Annotated in this window: 13 protein-coding genes; 9 read left to right on the top strand and 4 right to left on the bottom strand. The window is 44.8% G+C overall.

Annotated elements, in window-relative coordinates; all coding sequences use genetic code 11:
• Positions 1 to 93: 93 nt before the first annotated feature.
• The 7 genes from NIAKO_RS18230 (at position 94) to NIAKO_RS36920 (ending at position 11,652) form a co-directional block, all read left to right on the top strand.
• On the top strand, positions 94 to 825 hold the full coding sequence (locus NIAKO_RS18230) for a glycoside hydrolase family 11 protein (protein ID WP_014219920.1): 732 nt from the start codon (positions 94 to 96) through the stop codon (positions 823 to 825).
• Positions 826 to 909: 84 nt separating this feature from the next.
• Positions 910 to 1,731, top strand: coding sequence for a formylglycine-generating enzyme family protein (locus NIAKO_RS18235; RefSeq protein WP_014219921.1), 822 nt, complete (start codon positions 910 to 912; stop codon positions 1,729 to 1,731).
• Positions 1,732 to 1,804: 73 nt separating this feature from the next.
• Positions 1,805 to 3,448 (top strand): beta/alpha barrel domain-containing protein, encoded by a 1,644-nt coding sequence (locus NIAKO_RS18240; protein WP_014219922.1) that lies wholly within the window; start codon positions 1,805 to 1,807, stop codon positions 3,446 to 3,448.
• 797 nt (positions 3,449 to 4,245) lie between these two features.
• Positions 4,246 to 5,592 carry a TolB-like translocation protein gene (locus NIAKO_RS18250; RefSeq protein ID WP_014219923.1) on the top strand — a complete coding sequence of 449 codons (1,347 nt, stop codon included), beginning with the start codon at positions 4,246 to 4,248 and terminating at the stop codon, positions 5,590 to 5,592.
• A gap of 215 nt (positions 5,593 to 5,807) precedes the next feature.
• A complete protein-coding gene (locus NIAKO_RS18255) occupies positions 5,808 to 6,368 on the top strand; it encodes a YfiR family protein (protein ID WP_014219924.1) in 561 nt (186 codons plus the stop codon).
• A gap of 13 nt (positions 6,369 to 6,381) precedes the next feature.
• On the top strand, positions 6,382 to 8,577 hold the full coding sequence (locus tag NIAKO_RS39585) for a TonB-dependent receptor plug domain-containing protein (protein WP_014219925.1): 2,196 nt from the start codon (positions 6,382 to 6,384) through the stop codon (positions 8,575 to 8,577).
• A gap of 15 nt (positions 8,578 to 8,592) precedes the next feature.
• The gene (locus NIAKO_RS36920; protein ID WP_014219926.1) at positions 8,593 to 11,652 is read left to right on the top strand and encodes a hybrid sensor histidine kinase/response regulator; all 3,060 of its coding nucleotides are present in this window, start codon (positions 8,593 to 8,595) and stop codon (positions 11,650 to 11,652) included.
• 91 nt (positions 11,653 to 11,743) lie between these two features.
• Here NIAKO_RS36920 and NIAKO_RS18270 read toward each other — a convergent pair whose 3' ends face one another.
• The 3 genes from NIAKO_RS18270 to NIAKO_RS18285 all read right to left on the bottom strand — a co-directional run bounded on the left by NIAKO_RS18270 (position 11,744) and on the right by NIAKO_RS18285 (position 15,980).
• Complete coding sequence (locus tag NIAKO_RS18270) at positions 11,744 to 13,873, bottom strand: type IA DNA topoisomerase (RefSeq protein ID WP_014219927.1); 2,130 nt, start codon at positions 13,871 to 13,873, stop codon at positions 11,744 to 11,746.
• A gap of 31 nt (positions 13,874 to 13,904) precedes the next feature.
• Positions 13,905 to 14,243 (bottom strand): bacillithiol system redox-active protein YtxJ, encoded by a 339-nt coding sequence (ytxJ, locus tag NIAKO_RS18275; protein ID WP_014219928.1) that lies wholly within the window; start codon positions 14,241 to 14,243, stop codon positions 13,905 to 13,907.
• A 1,317-nt stretch (positions 14,244 to 15,560) separates the two neighbouring features.
• Positions 15,561 to 15,980 (bottom strand): acyl-CoA thioesterase, encoded by a 420-nt coding sequence (locus tag NIAKO_RS18285; RefSeq protein WP_014219929.1) that lies wholly within the window; start codon positions 15,978 to 15,980, stop codon positions 15,561 to 15,563.
• Between the two features lie 186 nt (positions 15,981 to 16,166).
• Here NIAKO_RS18285 and NIAKO_RS18290 point away from each other — a divergent pair, with 186 nt between their 5' ends.
• Positions 16,167 to 16,517, top strand: coding sequence for a hypothetical protein (locus NIAKO_RS18290; RefSeq protein ID WP_014219930.1), 351 nt, complete (start codon positions 16,167 to 16,169; stop codon positions 16,515 to 16,517).
• 13 nt (positions 16,518 to 16,530) lie between these two features.
• Here the strand turns inward: NIAKO_RS18290 and NIAKO_RS18295 are convergent, their stop codons facing one another.
• Positions 16,531 to 19,086 carry a BamA/TamA family outer membrane protein gene (locus NIAKO_RS18295; RefSeq protein WP_014219931.1) on the bottom strand — a complete coding sequence of 852 codons (2,556 nt, stop codon included), beginning with the start codon at positions 19,084 to 19,086 and terminating at the stop codon, positions 16,531 to 16,533.
• 131 nt (positions 19,087 to 19,217) lie between these two features.
• On the opposite strand from NIAKO_RS18295, the gene NIAKO_RS18300 reads away from it, so the two are divergent.
• Positions 19,218 to 19,970: a hypothetical protein gene (locus NIAKO_RS18300; protein ID WP_014219932.1), complete on the top strand. Its 753-nt coding sequence runs from the start codon at positions 19,218 to 19,220 to the stop codon at positions 19,968 to 19,970.
• Positions 19,971 to 20,040: the final 70 nt, after the last annotated feature.

Raw genomic sequence — 20,040 nt, forward strand, 5'->3', positions numbered from 1 at the left:
CAATTTCGTTTTAGCATGAATCTTTTTTGCTGTAATCGGTTACATTTATACGAAGTCTTTGTTAAATTTATACTTCACTAACATTTTGCCATCATGAAATCAAACACTTTCCTAACGGATGTGACCTGGAAGGTTATGTCCGTCGCCCTTCTCATGCTGCTCATCACCGGCTCCTCCATTCTGGCCGGTTGTAACAAAAAAAGCAGCATTGCCGATACCGCCCCTGCGGGCGAACGCCTCACCGGTTACGTTAACGAGAATGCCCAGCCTGAATCTACAGGCAGCAACAACGGGTATTTCTGGTCGTTATACCGCGAAGGCGGCTCCGGCAGCATTACTTTTGGCAACGCAGGCAATTTCGCCATCAGTTACAGCAATGTTACCGACATTGTAGGTGGAAAAGGCTGGAACCCCGGTTCTGCCCGGACCATTGGTTATAATGTAGGCGCCCTCAGCGGCAGTTATAACTTTGTTGGCATCTATGGCTGGACCACCAGTCCGCTGATTGAATACTATGTTGCCGAAATGGGCAACGTAACCGGCGGTTCCTATGTAAACAACGTTAGCAGCGATGGACATTCTTACAGCTTCTACAAACAGCAACGCGTTAACGCACCTTCTATTATTGGCACAGCAACCTTCTGGCAGTACAAAGACACCTGGGGCGGCTCAGGCACCGGATCGAACCGTTCCGTTAATATGGCCAACCACATCAACAACTGGCGCAACAGCGGCGGCCAGGGTTTTGGCAGTTACAATTACCAGATCCTTGCGTTGGAAGCATGGGGTAATAAAAGTGGCTACATAAACGCAACTGTTTGGTAATCGAAAAAGAATAAGAGGAAAAGGCCAGGGAACAAGGCTCAAGGCACAAGTCCTGGGCCTTCCTTGTTTTTTAATAAAAACACCATGAACAAACTATACATATCGGCAATTGCCGTTATGAGCGCTTGCTCGCAAAGAATGCCCGATAATTTTGTTTTCATTAAAGGCGGCCCTTTTACCAATTCACATTCCAACTACTATGGAAAAAACATAACCGTTCCCGGCTTTAATTGCGGCCTCTTTGAAGTAACACAAAAAGAGTGGCAGCAGGTAATGGGCAACAATCCCTCTGCCTTCAAGGGCGATCAGCTACCTGTTGAAACGGTTAGCTGGTATGATTGCATTGAATATTGCAATAAAAGAAGCATCAAGGAAGATTTGCAACCATACTACACTATCAATAAAGACAAACGAGATCCAACCAACACCAACGAACTGGATGATGTAAAATGGACCATAACAATAAACCGTAATTCCAACGGTTACCGGTTACCAACAGAAGCAGAATGGGAATATGCAGCCAGCGGTGGTCAACTAAGTAAGAACTATACATACAGTGGTAGCAATACCATTAATGACATCGCCTGGTTCTGGCAAAACTCGGGCGACAAATATTTAACCGGCAACTGGAGCTGGCTCATGCTGGAAAAGAACAGGAATAAAACAAAACCGGTTGGCAGTAAACAACCTAATGAGTTAGGACTGTATGATATGTCGGGCAATGTACGGGAATGGTGTTGGAATGGTGCCGATACTTTGCAGGGCCGCATTTGGAAAGGCGGCGGCTGGATGGGTGCCGACTTTTGTTGTAGTTCTTCTTTTCGTGCCGGCTACCAGGCAAACGGCAAAGGGCCCGATCAGGGTTTTCGCGTATGCAGGTCAGTTAACAGCACACTTAATAATTAATTAAAAAGCCTTTTTGTTTTTATTCGGGCAATTGAATAACTTTAGTTTATTCATAACCGTAAAACCTTAAACCATGGCTAGCTCAGCTACCTTCCCTGCTACCATTAACGGTAGTATCTACCCCAGCGTCCCCAATACACAATTTCCCGAAACAGTATTTCCTGAATTTAATCCAGCTAAAAAAGTCGTAGGTGTTGCCTTATCAGGCGGCGGTCCCAGGGCAATGAGTTGTGCAATGGGACAAATGCGTGGACTGCTTGACAGTATTCTTTATAATTACATTGGCGCCATCTCCTGTGTATCGGGCGGCTCCTGGTTTGGCACTCCTTTTAGTTATGCAGCAGCTTCTTTTAGCGATGCCACTTTACTGGGAACGCAAACCCCACCCTCACAACTAACCGTTCAGGAATTGCAAAACCTCAATTATGGTAATATCTGTCTTCCACTAACGACTATGACAGACAGCGCCATTACCGCCGTATTAACCTATCAATATGAATGGAATGATGTGCCTTATAATAAACTCTGGGGCCGGATGCTGAACGCTTTTTTCCTGGACCCGCTGCTTATAGGCGACGATCAAACTTTTTTTACGCTCAATAACATTACACTTAAACAGTTATTACAACAGAACGTTAATTTAACGCCCAGTAATTTTTATTTACTTCGTAATAACCGGCCATTCTATATAGCAGGCGGCACGCAAAACTACCCACTTGGCGTTAATGGCGTGATGCGCCATATGGAGTACTCGGCGATGTATGCAGGCACGCCGCAACAATGTGGGGTTATTAACCCTGATGGCAGCCATTACGGCTATGGCTATGTTGATAATATTTTATTCGATACACTTAAACCCCAGCCAACGGGCGCCACCACAGCCAATGCTTATTTAAATATCAATCCCTATAACGGGAAGCAGGAACCTTTTCTTTTATGCGATCAAATGGGCAGTAGCAGCTCTGCGCCTGGCAGCGACCTCGATTATTTCAACCAGCCAGGCTGGTTTCCCCAATTCAATTACTGGTCGCCCGCATATACCGGCAAGGAAAGCGCGGAATTTTACAGCTTTACCGATGGCGGCAACCTGGAGAATACCGGCATCATTCCCCTGTTACGCCGGCAGTATCAATTGATCATTGCCTGTGTCAATTCTGAACTTCCCTTAGTGAATATCAACCAAACCGATTCGGATTATGTAAATGGCATAGATGCGCAAATAACGCGGTTATTTGGCAGAATGCCTGTACCCGGTCCTTTTCCTACTCCCAATACCCAGGTGTTTAATGACAATGGGAAATTTGATGCACTGAACCAGGCATTGCATACTGCAAAAGTAAATGGACTACCGCTTGTTTACCAGGATACCTATACCATTTTCGAGAACAATTATTTTGGTGTTCCTGCTTATCCGGGTAACGGCCAGGTTGAAGTAGTGTGGATCTATAACGACATGAATAAAGAATGGTATAATCAGTTGCCGGCTTCAGTACAGGCATTACTTAAAAGTACTGCACCCGATGACTACCTGCTTAATTTCCCTAATTTGTGTACCGTTGGTCAAAACTATTTGCAAACGCTGGGCGTTTGGGTTCTCCAGGCATTGTATTATACACCCCAGCAAATAAACCTGTTGGCGAATATGCATTACTATAACATTATGGGAGATACCTCGGCGCAGATATTTGAGAATGCGTTGAAATCGGTAGGGGGGTAAAAGAAAAAAGGTCCTCTGTAGAAACAGCCGACCTCTAACGATTGCTTGCCATATGAAAAAAACGTAAAATCTAAGTTGGTGGGAGCGTTTAGCTTTCTTTATCCTCTCTTGATTTGCCCGCCGTTGCTTTAGCGGAGGTGGGCTTTCTCTTCGTTTTACCGTTTCGCTCCGTTGATGATGTAAAAGTACAGCGCGCCTGGTTGACTGCATAACCAGGTTTTTGCTGTTTTTATGATGCCTAAGCAGTTAAAATATTTGCAAAATCGGTATTCTACAAGGGTTTCATCGATTTTTCGCCTTGATGCCCAGCGCATTTTTGACGTAAAAAAAGGCCGGCCGATGAAACAGCCGGCCATAACGAACACTTGCCATCTGAGACTTTTTAATCAGTTAACAGGTATTTCTTTATAAATGTCACAAACACATCTAAATCAGTGGGTAACACCGCGTGCCCGCCTTCATGCATGTAATAACCCAGGGGATTTAACAGGGTAGTATCGCCCGGCGCAGGAAATTCATGCGTACCCGGGCCTGATTTGCCAAATAATTTGTAACCCGGCTCTGCAACCTGCGCCGACAGGTACTCGCCTTTGGGATCTCTATATCGCCATAATACACCAGCGCTACGCCAATGCCGTTATTAATGAATTTCTGTACATCAAATTTTCTGAAAGCCGTTTGGTTAGCGGGCAGCTTTGCCCTTTGCCTTTATTTACATTAAAATCTGATAAAATACGGTATACTGCAGGATGGTTTTCATGATCGCACCTGATATATTTGGTTGAACGCATTGCTATATGAAAATAACAACTTCCTTACTGGCAGCTGCATTATTTGTATCCACGCTCCAGGCACAAATTGGTAAAAGATTTCCCGCTGAAAGAAAAGTGATAAAAGACCCGGTTACCGGTGTGCCCCTTACCTTTTTAACCAGCACGCCTGCCGGCGATGCGAAAATTTATCAAACCCATAATCAATGGACGTCCGATGGGCAGTGGCTTATTTTCAGGAGCGGTCGGGTTAAGAACGAAGTACTGGCGGTGAATGAAAAAACCGGCGACCAGGTGCAGGTGACTGAAGGTGGTTATACGGGGATGTTGTGTGTGGCCAGAAAGTCGATGAAACTGTACTACATGCACCCGACAGATACTACGAAACGCAATAGCGCTTTACAGATCATAGAGACCGATCTGGCCAAAGTATTTGCCGACAGCAAAGCCGGCCATATGCAAAAAGCGTCCATGTATCAACGCATATGCGGCACCATTGCAGATTCTTTAAATGGGGGCAACGATATGGGACTGGATGCTGAAGAAAACTGGGTGTACTTTCGCGTTAGCCATACGGAAGCAGCCAAACACCTGGCGCCCGGCACTAAAATCGAAAGCAATTTCGGGCCGCGCAACATGGGCGCTGGTCCGTCGGGACTGGCCGGGATGAATGTAACCACCGGCGAAATCAAATACATTGTTTCTGTTCCCTTTCAAATAGGCCATATTCAAACCAATCCCTGGGTACCCGGTGAAATTGTTTTTTGCTGGGAAACCGGTGGGAAATCGCCCCAACGCACCTGGACGGTAATGGCCGATGGAACAGGTCTGCGGCCGCTGTATCCTGAATCCGAGTACGAATGGGTAACACACGAAGCCGTTATTACCAAAGATGAAGTGGCCATGGCCATCATGGGCCATCGCAAAATTGCCAACACCACCAATAACGGTGCACAGGGCACTACCTGGAATGGCGTAAACCCCGGACAGGAAGCAGCCTGGGGCCCATCGGGCACCCGCGAAAAACCAACCGGACTGGCCATTGTGAATTTGCGCACAAGAGAAATGGTAATTGCCGGACAAACAAAAAGCGGCAGCGGCTTGTGGCATGTGGGTGGCTCCGCAGATGGACGTTGGGCAGTAGGCGACGATTTCTCCCGCAGCATTTATCTGATAGACCGCCACACCAATGAAATGATCCTGCTTTCTACCGGGCATAAAGCTACCGCCGCCGACCATCCGCATCCTACCATGAGCCCCGATGGCACCAAAATAGAAATTCAATCGGCCATGCTCTCGGCAGATAACCGGTCGATGAATATTTGTATCATTCCAGTGCCGGAGGAATGGTTGAAGCGGAAGCTTCCTGGTTAACAGGTTAACTGGTCAACTCATCACGGCCCTCTGCGTTCATCACCTAAGTGGTTTCTTCTAATAAACTGAAGAGGTATTATTTAAATTCTTAACGATCTGTATTCCCAAGTTATTCTGAAGACTATTATTAACGTACTTGCAACACATAACAATTAATTATTGATCGACATCAGCGCCAATCAGTAGTTAGTTAACCCAATACCCTAAGAAGTACCATGAGCCTCCTTTATATAAAGAAAAACCATGTTCAGTTGCCGCCTGGTCTTTACCGGGCTATGCTGGCATTATTTATCTTTCTTTTTTTCCCACTCTTTGATGGCTGGGCACAGGGCAATTATGCCATTCAGGCCAATATTATTTACCGGTTTACCAAATATGTTAACTGGCCCGATGAAAAAAAGGCAGAAGATTTTGTTATTGGCATAGTGGGCGACACACCCCTATACGATGAACTAACACACTTTACCGCCAATAAGACTGCCGGCGGCAGAGCTATCGTTGTCAAAAAATTCTCAGCCTCAGCGCCCAGGTATAATTGTCAGATCTTATTCATCAGTGATGAGGAAAGCAGCAGCATAAAACGCATAGCTGCCAGTACCAGCGGCATGCCAACGTTACTGGTAAGTGAATCAGAAGGAGTTGCCCGTAAAGGTTCCTGTATCAACTTTGTAACGGTAGATGATCACCTCAAACTCGAGATCAATAAAACGGCTATTGAAAAGCGAACGCTGGATATAGCAACAGAATTATTAAGCCTGGGAGTTATAGTAAAATAAATCCAGTAAGTAAATGGAACGATCCGTGACCCGAAAACTGGTTATTGCAATAATAACCATAGGCGCCTTTATGCATAAAGGGTTCAGCCAAACCGACACTGCAAAAGCAAGTGCTTACGAAAGCATGAGCCTGAAAGAACTGCTGAATGTGAAAATTGTTTCGGCATCCAAATCGGCCGAACTGCTGTTCGATGCTCCCTTATCGGCTTCGGTGGTTACCAGGGCCGAGATCCGGCGAACAGGCTGCACTTCCATTATGGAAGCACTACGCCTGGTACCAGGTGTTATTGTAAGGGAACAAAGCAATGGCAATTACGATATTCATTTAAGAGGCATGGACAATGTGCCTCCCAATGCGTCGTTCGATCTCACCTCCAATACCACAACATTAGTTATGATAGATAACCGCCCCATCTATAATTACCTGCGGGGCGGCACCTTTTGGGAAACCCTGCCTGTTGACCTGCATGATGTAGAAAAAATAGAAGTGGTACGCGGCCCGGCAGCCGCCCTGTATGGTCCCAATGCCGTGAACGGTGTTATAAATATCATTACCCGGCAAATTGAAAAAAAGGGATTATACGCAACCGTAAACAACCAGCAGGGCAGCAACTATACGTTTATTGATAATGCCTCCATAGGGTACCGGTTAAACCGCTTAAGTATAATTGCATCCGGAAATTTTCAACACCGCAACCGGTCGCAGGAAAGCTATTACGAATACAGCCGGGATCAATACATTGAACAGCCTGCCTATTTAATAAACTTTGGTCAGGATACCATCCGGAATATAGGAGCCATCTATCCAAAGCCACAATTGTCAATGGAGAAAATGGCCGGCAACCTGTTTGCCAGTTACCGGATCTCAGACAAGTCGAAAGTTGTTATTTCAACCGGCGTGCAACATTCAGTGGCACAACGGGTGGCAACTGAAAACGAGTTCACGCCACTGTCATTCGCACACTCCAATACCAGGTATGCCGATGTACAGGGAAATATAAACGGGTTAACAGGCCAGTTCTCTTATAATGAGGGCACGCAGTATACCGATTACTCAGCAGAAAACAAATACGATTTCAAAACCATCAATAGCAACATCGAATATAATTTTTCCAGGAGGAACTTTTCGCTAAAACCAGGCATCAGTTTTCAGCGTGCAGTATACGACGACAGAAAGTATGCTGACCAGGTAAACTGGACCGGCGTGTTCAATGCAAGAACAGTCATAAATACGCAATCTGCATCGCTTCATGGGGAATATAAATTGTTTCACAATGCCCTGCGCCTCGTTGGCGGATTGGCTGCCAGCCGTTTTAATTATCCCGACACTACCTACCTGTCATTTGAACTGGCTGCCACCTGGAAGCTGAATAAAAGCAACCTGTTCAGACTCGTGTATTCAGGAGCGCCGCGTTCCGCGAACATTTACGATACATATGTGGCACAAACAATTCAATTAAACCCTGCAGGTGTACATACATTTGATGTGATGGCGTTAAGCGGAAACAAGGACCTTCGATTGTTGACAGCCAAAATGGTGGAAGCCGGTTATAGAAGTACAATAAGTCATGTAGTAAGCCTGGATGTAGAAGTTTTTAATATTTGCTCTAAAAATTACAATACGTCGATTATACAGGCGCCGTATACCCTGCTTGCAGGTATTGACACCATACATGTAACAGAGATCAGGGCAACCAACCTGCCCATGCAACTGAACCAGGCCGGATTAACGTTTTCCTTAACAATAGATACGAAAAAGATAAAAATAAAACCTTTTGCCACCTTGCAGCATACACAAATAAAAGATTATGCAATTTCCAATGTTATGCCCGGGGTTATACCAGGCGCTGCTGATATTTATTCAGGTATTGGAACCAAACGCACGCTGAAAAGCACACCGGCTTTGTATGGCGGAGGTATAATCGAGTATAAAATCGCCCCTAAAGTAAATTTCGCTGTAAGCAGTTATTACTATACAAAACAGGATTATTACCATATAAGTAATATTATATATCATGATGGCATCCGGGGCATCGATCACCTGCAGGGAAAACTGATTATGAACGCCGCTATTTCTTATGAACCGGTAAAAGGACTGGTATTGAATTGCTCCGGTAAAAATTTACTGAATCAAACTGCTCATGAATTCTTTTATACCGACAAAACACCTTTTATGGTAATGGGCGGGTGTACCTGGCAGTTGCAATAAAAAGGAAACATACGAATGAAACTGAGCATAAAAAGAAGGATAGCCCTGAGTTTTTATTTTATGGGGATACTGTTTGTTGCCAATGGCATTATTACCATTGTCACCCTCAGGCATAACCATAAATTATCGCAAAGGATCTCATTTGTAGTATTGCCATCCATGGAAGGCATCGATGATTTTAACACCATGGTGCTGGAATCAAAAATGTATACCACCAACTGGGTGTTTTTGCGCACGAATGAAGAGGACAAAGCCTTGCTCAGGAAAATTCACGACTCAGGATACAATGATCTTAAAAAAAGAGTAACAGCCTATACGGAAGCATGGGCGGAAAAAGGGATCACTGACAGTCTGCAACAGGTGTTCACCCGGTATGAACAACTGCTTGCATCAGAAAAGGAGATCATGAATTCACTGCAGAAGTTCAGAGATTATGACGACCCGGTAGTAAAAATGGAAGCGGAACGAAAAGTAGAAGATGAGATCCTGCCGCAATCGGCTTCTATCATGAATTCCCTGTTGAACATCCATGAGTATGGCTGGAAAATTTATTCCAATGCCAACGACAACCTGGAGAGTTCAAGGGTAAGGCTGCGCACATTTATCATTATCCTGATAGTCACATTTGTGCTGGTAGGCTGGCTGCTATCCGTATACCTGATCAAAAAGATTATTTCTCCCATCAACTATATCCGCAATATTGTGAATGATATGGGCAAAGGGATCACCAGCCAGTTAACCCACCACAACGGTCATGACGAGATCAGCGAAATGGTAGAGGCGGTAAACAACCTTTCTGAAAAGTTACAGATCACCAGTTTATTCGCGCTTCAAATAGGAAAACGGAATTTTGAAATGCCATTCTATCCGCTGGGCGAAAAAGACACGCTGGGGAAAGCCCTTATTGCCATGCGCGACAACCTGAAAACAAGTGAAAAAGAATTAATGGCAGCAACCGATAACCTGCACAAAAAAGATCAGCTGATGCAGGCGGTTGCAGAAGCCACCCATGAACTCATCAGCAACGACCGGCTGGATGAAGCCATTGAAAAAACGATCCGCTCACTGGGCAAGGGCATTAACGTAGACGAAATAAATATTTACAAAATACGCCACAATGAAAAAGACGGCCTTATTTATGCCGACTCCTTTATGCGGTGGCTGAAACATGCCGATAAAATTGATGCCCACGCACCCGTTTATTATAGCATTAATTTAATGCCCCATGCCTATAATGTACTAAAGAACAACGGAACTTTTTACCGTTTCACAAGGGATATAGAAGATCCCTCCCTGCAACAGATCCTGGAAGGAAGGAAAATCAGGTCCCTGGCAGCCATTCCTATTTATATCAGAGACAAATTCTGGGGTTTTGTTTCATTAAGCAACCGCTATGAACGGTTGTGGACCGATACCGAGTTCTCCATTCTGGATTCGTTTGCCGTTACCCTGGGAGCAGCCATCGAACGCATTCAAATGGCGCAACAGCTGATGGCGGCAAAAGAGAATGCAGAAGCAGCCAGTAAAGCTAAAAGCGATTTTATGGCCAACATGAGCCACGAGTTGCGTACGCCTATGAACGGCATCATTGGTTTTACCGACCTGGTATTGACCACCGACCTGCAAAAAACACAACGTGATTATTTAAAGAACGTAAGCAAATCGGCCTATAACCTGCTGAATATAATTAACGACATTCTTGATTTTTCAAAGATCGAAGCGGGTAAACTCCTGATCGACGAAGTGCCTTTTGATCTTTCTGAGCTCATAGAAGAAACCGTAGAGATCCTGTCGATCAAAGCGGAGGAAAAGGGATTGGAAGTAGTATGTTCAATAGACCCGGAGTTACCCTCGCAACTCATCGGCGACCCACTTCGCATTAAGCAGGTGCTGACGAATTTAATGGGCAACGCCGTTAAATTCACGGCAGAGGGTGAAATATTTGTAAAGGTGCAGCCAAATGGCGTGCACAACTGTAACGGCAACCTGTATATGGATATCGATATTACCGTGAAAGATACCGGCATCGGTATCCCCGACGATAAACTGCATGCCATTTTTGAAAGTTTTACCCAGGCCGACAACTCAACCACCCGCAAATTTGGCGGTACCGGGTTGGGATTAACCATCTCCAAAAGCCTGGTTGAATTAATGGGTGGCCGTTTGGCTGTGGGTAGTATCCCCGGCAATGGCAGCAGTTTTACCTTCAGCCTTGCTTTGAAAGTTGTGAATGGCGCACCTCCTGTAACCTTTTATTCAAAACCCCTGTTGCGTGAAGTACTGGTAGTGGATGATAATGAGACCAACTGTAACCTGATGCGCGGCATATTCGATTACCTGCATATTCCCTGTAAGGTCTGTTACAGTGGAGCAGAAGCGCTTTCAGTCATAACTCAGTCCATCAGGGACAATGAACCGTTCGACCTTATTATAACCGATCACCAGATGCCGGTGATGGATGGCATAACGCTTGTAAAAGAAATAAAAAAGTTATTAAAGGGGCAAACAGAACCGTTTATCCTCATGCTCAGTTCTTTGGAAAAAACATTATACCAATCAGAAGCGGAAAAAACCGGGATCAATAAATTCCTTTCAAAGCCGGTGAAACTGCACGAGCTGAATAACATCCTGTCAGCCATCTTCAACAAAGCATTTGACAAGGGACCTAAAGAATCCATTCCAGTAATTGAAACCATGGAGAACATAACCAGGGTACTGGTAGTGGAAGACGAACCCATGAATATGTTATTGATCTCTGAAGTGTTGCGCAAGATGGGAGTAGAAGTTCTAAAAGCCGGTAACGGCAAGGAAGCACTGGTGATGGTAGCGGTACATGCACCCGACCTGGTGTTTATGGATGTTAATATGCCGGTTATGGATGGCTTTGCTGCCACCCGGCAGATCCGCACTTCAACAACCGGCCTGAGTAAAATACCCATTATAGCGCTAACGGCCGATGCCATGGAGGAAGACAAGGAACGATGTCTTGAATCGGGGATGAATGATTACATTTCCAAACCATTTAAACTGGAAGAGATTTATTCAGTAGTTAGGAAGTATTGCTGGAAAGAATGAATCGTGAAACGGCAAACGTGAAACGGCATATTCACTTCGACATTCAATATTCATCATTCGATATTCAGTATTTTGTATTTGCCTTCATCCCTTATTCTATTTCCAAATCAAATGCATCACTAAACCTCAACTTACCTTCTTTCTCCGCCCCCGCAACAACCCATCCTTTCGCTTTACCTGTTTTACCCCTGGTTAACAGGTCGGCGATCTGTTTATCAGTGAGCTTTTTACCAAATACTTCAAACGGCACCTTAAAGCCGCAGACCTTGAAGTTGGCGCAGCCATAGGCGGTATTGCCCTTTTTCAGCGGATGCGATTTGCATTTGGGACATTGCTGTTCTTCAATGGCCACTGCCTTTTTGGGCTCTTTTGGTTTGGCTTCCTTTTTAGGTTTATCGGGAGTGTCCTTTTCCTTTTTTGCCGGTTGCTGTTCTACAACAGTAATAGCCCTGTAAGTAGCTGTTTTTACTTCTGCCGTAAGGTCAATCACCATTTGGATCAGTTCCTGTTTGAAAGTATCCTTTGGGTATTCGCCTTTCTCGATAAGGCGTAATTTACGTTCCCATATGCCGGTGAGTTCCGGACTTTTGAGCAGTTCGGTTTGAATGGTATCTATGAGATCAATACCCGTTTGTGTAGCGTAAATATTTTTTTTCTTCTTCTCTATGTATTTGCGGCGGAACAGTGTTTCAATAATGTTAGCCCGGGTTGATGGGCGGCCAATGCCGTTGTCTTTCATCAACTCGCGCATTTCCTCATCGTCAACTTGCTTGCCGGCTGTTTCCATGGCGCGTAACAAAGTAGCTTCCGTATAAGCTTTGGGGGGCGATGTTTTTCCTTTATGGATACGGGGGGTATGCGGACCGCTCTCCCCTACCACAAACACGGGCAGCACCTTTTCTTCTTCCTCTTCTTTTTCTTTCTCGGTTTTTACATCATTGGCATACACTTCGCGCCAGCCCGGTTCCAGGATCTGTTTACCGGTTACTTTAAAGGGCACCTGACCAACCTTGCCCAACACGGTGGTGTTGCTGATCTTACACTCAGGGTAGAACGCTGCAATAAAACGCCGCGCTATCAGGTCATAGATCCGCTTTTCTTCCGCAGGCAAATTGGACGGATACACGCCTGTTGGAATGATGGCATGGTGATCGGTCACCTTTTTATCATCGAAAACCGTTTTTAATTTGGGGATGGGGTTGGCCAGAATAGACGCCGTCAAAGCCGCGTAAGGCGTCAGGTCGCGTAGGATGCCTTCTATCTTTGGATGCAGGTCTTCCGAAAGATAAGTGGTATCCACCCTTGGGTAGGTGACCATTTTCTTTTCATACAGGTTCTGCACATATTTCAGAGTGTCGTCTGCAGAGTAAGCAAATTTCTTGTTTGCTTCCACCTGTAAAGCAGTCAGATCGAACAGGCGGGGATTGCCTTCTTTCCCATCCTTTCTTTCAAATGAAGTGATCTCAAACGGGTGTTCTTTCAAATAGGCCAGGCCTTTTTCTGCCCTGTCCAGCACTTTAATACGGTCGATGGCAGCCGTGAACTCCACTTCGCGGTAGATTGTTTTTAACTCCCAGTATTCTTCAGAAACAAAGGCGTTGATCTCCTTCTGCCGGGCAACAATCATGGCCAGCGTAGGCGTTTGCACCCTGCCGATGGACAAAACGGCTTTTCCCTGTGCAAATTTCTTGGTAAACAGGCGGGTGGCATTCATGCCCAGCAACCAGTCGCCAATGGCGCGGGCGCTGCCTGCGGCGTATAAATTATCGTATTGATTGGAATCTTTTAATTTCTTAAAACCTTCGCGGATGGCATCTTCGGTGAGGGAGGAGATCCATAATCTTTTAACAGGCGCATTGCATTGCGCTTTCAACAATACCCAACGTTGAATGAGTTCACCTTCCTGGCCGGCGTCACCACAGTTGATCACTTCTTCACAATTCTGTACCAGTTGTTCTATGACCTTGAATTGTTTTTGTACACCATCATTGGGGATGAGCTTGATGCCAAAATTGGGCGGGATCATGGGCAGATCTTCCAGGCGCCAGTATTTCCACTGATCGGTATAGTCGTGAGGCTCCTTCAGGGTACAAAAATGCCCGAAGGTCCAGGTAACCTGGTACCCGTTTCCCTCTAAATAACCGTCCTTTTTCTGTTTGGCGCCAATAACCGCTGCAATGTCCCGGGCCACGCTTGGCTTTTCAGCAATGCAAACCTTCATAGTGATTGAAAAAGGACAAATGTCGTAAAAATTACGACAAATGACGAGCTATAACTGCCGGATCTATAGCATTATGTGATGAGGTATAAACCACCTGTTTATCTTTCAATATGATAATCTGGGGACTTTGATGGGTAACCTTTAACTCTTTGGCTATCAGGTTAGAAATAGGTCTGAAAGTGAGCAGGTCCAGGTAATTGAAATCGGCCTTGCCTTCAATTTTTTCAAACCCATTTTCCAGCCGGTATTTGGCATGCGCGCTAATGCCGCAGGTAGTGCTGTCTTTGAAGATAATCTGGGGTTTATTTGCCGAATTTTCCAAAAGGGTATAGAAATCTTCTATCTCCTCCACGCTTTTCCAACTATTCATGCTGCAAAATAAATATTTTAGTTAATACGAACCTATACATAACAACCACAGAAGCCTTTTGTTTGCACCCGTGGCTGGCGTATTTCTTGAAGCAAATACAGGAAAGCATATGAACAGTAAGCAGGAAAAACTCACTAAAACCATTGTGATTACGGGCGCCAGCAGCGGTGTGGGCAAGGCGGCTGGTTCCCTACCCCCTATGGCGCAGCGTATACCGCCAGCAAATTTGGCATTCGCGGGTTTTCAGAATCGTTGAAAGGTGAGTTGTCTGAGTTCCCTGACATTCTTGAGTCATCAGTAGCTTAATATGGCTCATCAGTAATTCACTTTAATTCATCCTTGTCAATTTATGCAATGGCTTTTACTAACTATGTGTCAACCCTTACTCATTATAGTTAATTAAGTTCCTATTATGTTTCATCAATTCTTATAAATAGATCATCCGGGACCAACTTTGGACCATCAGTTCGTAAGTTTAGTGCAAATCTGCTTAACTTATGCATATATCTTTAGTAGTTTTCACTATAAATAAGCAACGTATGCTCCAATGTTATGCACTTATGCGCCAATGTTATGTAGGGTTGTCCAAAAGTTATACCGGGTTGCTCCAATGTTTACCCAGGTTGCTCCAATGTTTATCCAGGTTACTCCAATGTTAAGTCAGGTTACTCAAATGTTGGTTCGAAATGCCTTATAGTTAGTCCTAAATGCGGCATCTTTAATGAGATATGCCACAAAGTTTGATCAAAATGCCCAATTGTTGGAAATATGTGACTTAATTGACAACTTCGGGCAAAAACTTTTTGAGGAGTCGTGAAATATTATGACAACTTTGAGCAATTATTAAAATGTTTCTTTGTTCCCCTTTATGGGGTAGGGGTATAAAAGAAAAAAGGTCCTCTGTAGAAACAGTCGACCTCTAACGATTGCTTGCCATATGAAAAAAAAGATAAATCTGATTTGTGGTGAAGCTTTCTGCTTCGGGTAGCTATTCATTTTCTTCTCTTCTTACTTTGCCCACCGGAACTTTTAGCGAAGGTGAGGTGTGCTACCGTTGTTGATGATGTAAAAGTACAGCGCGCCAGGCCCCATTCCTAACCAGCTTTTTGCCGATTTTATGATGGCAAAGGTTGCAAAAAATTTGCAAAACCATTGTCCAACAAGGGTTTAAACCCAAATTCCTATTGGTAGCCAACGCGTTTTAGCTATTATAAAATCGCATTTTTTTCAACGCCGGGTCCACCTGGAAGCCTTTTTCGATCTGGTTTAGCAGATTCCTGACAATCGAAAGCATGTGTTTTGGAAAATCCATGTTAGTTACAGTACTCCATCCCATTCAGGGGCTCCGGCCAGCTTACTGAGTAAATTTTCAGGCAAAAAGGGCCGGCCATTGGCGCCCACACAGGTTCCGGAAAAAACGGCTTTGGTAACCACCTTATTATTCAGCAGAATGGTTTGCCTGAAATGCAACACCGATTTATTGGTTTTGTCAACCATTGGGCTGCACGTAACAATAAATTCATCTCCCTTCTTCAATGACCGCACAAATTGCAGGGTGTATTTCGACAATACCATGTTTACCCCGTTCTCTGCTTCTTTGTAAAAATCAAAACCAAGTACCTCCTTAATGTAGTCGTGGCGGCACCACTCCATATAAAAAGGATAATATAACCCATCCATAATGTTCTGAAAGTCTATATGCTCGTCTTTCGCCGTGTAGGTCTTTGAAAATTCCATAAGATAGTATTGTATTAATGGCGGCAAAACTAATTGATTCCCTGTATTTTTTAGTGACCGCTATTGGGGGAAATAGTACCCTATGTACTTATACCAGCTGGACAATCCATTCCACGTTTTGTTGAACTTATAATACAGCACCGGGTGGCATAATTACTGTGCGTGGATCTGGATAAACTATAAATTATGTCAGGACGTGGAGATAACAACAAGCAAGGCACCTCCGGCAGAGGAGCAAGCCATCAGAGCGGTCAGGCATTCGCCGATACCCGGCCAACACAAAGAAAACCAGAGAACCGGAAATTGTACGATCTCCTGATCGATGAAGTTCCCTACCTGGTAAACACAGAGGCATTTACATATAATGGCGAACAAAGATATTATGTAAGCGTGAACGGTGGCCCGCAACATGTATTTACCTGGGATCCCGATTTAAAGCGATTGGCCGCACTGGATACCGACGAGGATTCCGCTACTTTGCCTGAAGCGCTGGAAGAAGAGTTGAGCAACAGGCTGCAGGCAGACCTGCCACATTAAATATTTAAACCTGTTAAAAAAAGAAACCGGCCCTTAATGTTACATACGATACTTCTTTTGAAGTAGCATAATAAGCAGTAAACGACATCATATTATAGGGGAGATAATAAAGACCTCCACCGTACCCGGTATGTATGGTATTGGAGTTCTCCCCTTTTATCCATACCCGGCCATCATCAAAAAAGCCGATCAGCCCTATTTTTCCGCGGAATACGTACCCTCTTAAATTAGCAAGGTTGTACCGCAATTCCGTATTCTGGTAAACGCTGCTGCGGCCTGCAAAACGGGTGCGCCAGTACCCTCTTAAATTTTCAGAGTTACCCAGGGTATTGGCCTGGTAAAATTCGTAATCGCCAAGGTTGGTGGCAGCGCCGCTGCGATGGGCAAAAGTTAACCGGTTAAAGAACGTACAATACAAACTAACGGCGCCGGTTAATTTTAATAAACGTTTTTCTGTTTGTTGCAGGTTGTTATAGTATGAGAACCCGGTTTCAAGCCCAATACCTTTGGTTGGGAACTTTATTGAATTACGGGAGGAGTATTGCCAGGAACCATTCACACCGCCAAAATATTTGGTAGTAAACACGGCTGAATCCAGTTCAGGATCAGGACCCGACACAAACTTACCTTCCGTAGGCACCACCTGCATGGTCTCAAACTGCAAGCCAAAACGTAAACTACTATTGGCCCAATCCCTGCTTACACCCGGACTGCCATACCAGTTCCTTGCTTTGGTACGATAGAACGATTTTTCATCCATCACCAGTTCGGTATTGTTTCCCAACCCATAATAATTAAGAATATACCTTGGCCCCCGGTAAGCCGCTGCCAGGTTTAGGTCCCACTTGCCAAAGGTTTGTTTAAACAGTCCTTTATAGGCAAAACCAAGCGCGCCGGTACCAAATGCATAATTCACAACAAAGCTTTGCTGCCAGCCAAATGGTGTCTTTCCCCATTGTTGTCTTTTATACAACAACCCCAGCCCTAAAATAACCTGGTCATCCGGGTTATAACCGGGAATTATCAATGGAACATACCAGTCATTTTTTACTGAATTACGTTTGTATTGAAAAAGACTGTCTGAACTGTGGTTGACCGCAAACCGGTGATTGGAAAAATAATTGTCTTTACTATCATATACACGCACCCTTCTTCCGCCACCGCTGCCTTCAGTTATAAAGCTGTCTACTCCTTTACCACCAATGGTGCGGATCAGGAATTTATTTTTTCCATCGCCGGTAAAAACAAACCGGTCATCCCCTTCCAACCCGTATACATTGATCTGTTTGGTAGCTGCATGATCAAACACCCTATAGTAAAACGTATCATTCTTTGTATTGATACCAGTCACCGCTACATGCCGGTAATCGATCTTTGAAAAAACAAACGTTTCATTTTTTTCGGAACCGGCAATAGTAACATGTTTACTCAGGTGCCGGTAGTATTTCATTCCATAACCAGGCAGGTTATCTCTACGCTGCTTTAATCTTGTTATCAAAAAATTTCCGGAGATGGCATTCACTTCAGCAGGCATGGTATTAACACCGGCGCGAATAGCCGAATCGGGCAAACCTTGTTGAACCGTGCTGATCATTTGTTCCCAGTCTTCTTTTGTTAACTGGTTCAGGAACTGCCGGTCGAGGTTGCGGGCCGAAAGGTTTTGTCCAATGATATTCTTTACCCGGGAGTGCATGCCTTGTATGGCGGGTAAGACCCAGGGTCTGGAGATCATCCAAAGCGAAACGCCATCGGTTTTTGAAAACGCCTGATCGCGGTCGCGGCCAAATGCTTCATACCGCGTACCGCTGCTGTCTTCATGGGCGCACCATACCCACTGGTCTTCATGGCGGTCCCAGTCGTTGATGAGCATATCGAACAGGCGGATCTTTAGAAACGTTTTTTGATCAACCTGGTTCTTATTGCTCTTATATACTTTCTCAAATAATTTTTCGGAGTTATCGATGTCATCGGCATTTTCACTTAATGCAGTATGGTCCCAGCCTTTGCCGGAAGGCCGTTCTTCGAGCAAACATAGTTTATTGGCAAAAATGGGATTGAACTCACCCAACCGGTCCTGATCAGGTACATACAGAATAACGGGATTGGTATGCATGATGTGTAAATAGTCAGCCAGTTTGGCAATAGCCACCGGGCCATAAGGATGCGCTGTACTGATCTGATCATTTACTATATCATTTATGAAAGTGCCTTTAAACTCGTCGGGGATCAGTACATCCAGGCTTTTATCGATGGTACGCAGCACATACTCCTTTCCATCCCCCGCTATTAACCGAAGCGTTTTGGTTTGATGCCCCCCTCCTACTTTTTGTGGTGTCAATCCGCCTTTGGCAGTATCGAGATTTAATACCGGAAAGCGTACTTCTGTAGCCCACTCGCGCCGGTAATGCCTGCCCCACCAGAACATTTTACCGGGCGAAGCAACGTATTGTTTGCCAGCTGGTAAGGTTACCACTAATGAATCAGCAGCATTCTTTATGGGTGTGGTTTGAGCGATCGCCTGCGTAATAGCAAGGGTTTGGATACTAATTACGAGGGCCAGTTTGGTCATTGCAGTTTCTTTTTGGGGAACCTTGCAAAAGTCATTCCCCTGTAGTTCTTACCTTATAAGCAGCTGTAAGAATAGTGTTTAACTTGTTTTACTTTTACCTATATTCGTTTGAACCTGAAGCAAGTTATATTATGAAAACACCCGTATTACTGATCCTGGTATTATTTACCGTAACCGTCCACGCTCAAACCAACATCAACAATTACAAATACGTGATTGTACCCGAAAAGTTCTCCTTTTCAAAGTCTGAGAATCAATATGGATTGAACAGTCTGGTAAGAGACCTGCTGGAAGAAAAAGGTTTTACCGCTTACATGAGCAATGGCCAGATCCCGGCCGAAGTAGCCTCCAATAAGTGTGGTTCCCTCGTAGCCGATGTGGCAGAGAAAAAAGGCATCTTTGTTACGAATCTTTCCATCCTGTTAAAGGATTGCCAGGGAAATATCGTTTTCAAAAGCAAAGAAGGCAAAAGCCGCGAAAAGGAATTTCAGACCGCCTATGACGAGGCGTTGAGAGATGCTTACACATCGCTGAAAGCAACGCCATACACCTATGACGGCAGCACGTTTACCCAAACACAAACGCAAACAGCCACTGCCGTTCCAGCCCCGGTAACACCTGCACCTGCTGCTGCGGTGCCTGCTGTAGCTGCTATCACCGATGCCACCGGCACTTTATATGCACAGGCAACGCCCAATGGATTTCAGTTGATAGATACCACGCCTAAGAAAGTATTGACCCTGCTCAAAACTTCGCAGCCCGATTATTACATTGCAGCAAACGGCCCGGTAGCCGGCGTTGTTTTCAAGAAGAACGAAGAGTGGTTGTACGAGTATTACAAAGACGATAAACTGGTAAGCCAGAAATTGCAGATCAAGTTCTAATAGCACTTTATTAAAATAAAAATCCCCCCGGTAAAGCACCAGGGGGATTTTTTAATTTACCAGTCGGCGC

The sequence above is a fragment of the Niastella koreensis GR20-10 genome, assembly GCF_000246855.1.
Classification (GTDB): Bacteria; Bacteroidota; Bacteroidia; order Chitinophagales; family Chitinophagaceae; genus Niastella; species Niastella koreensis.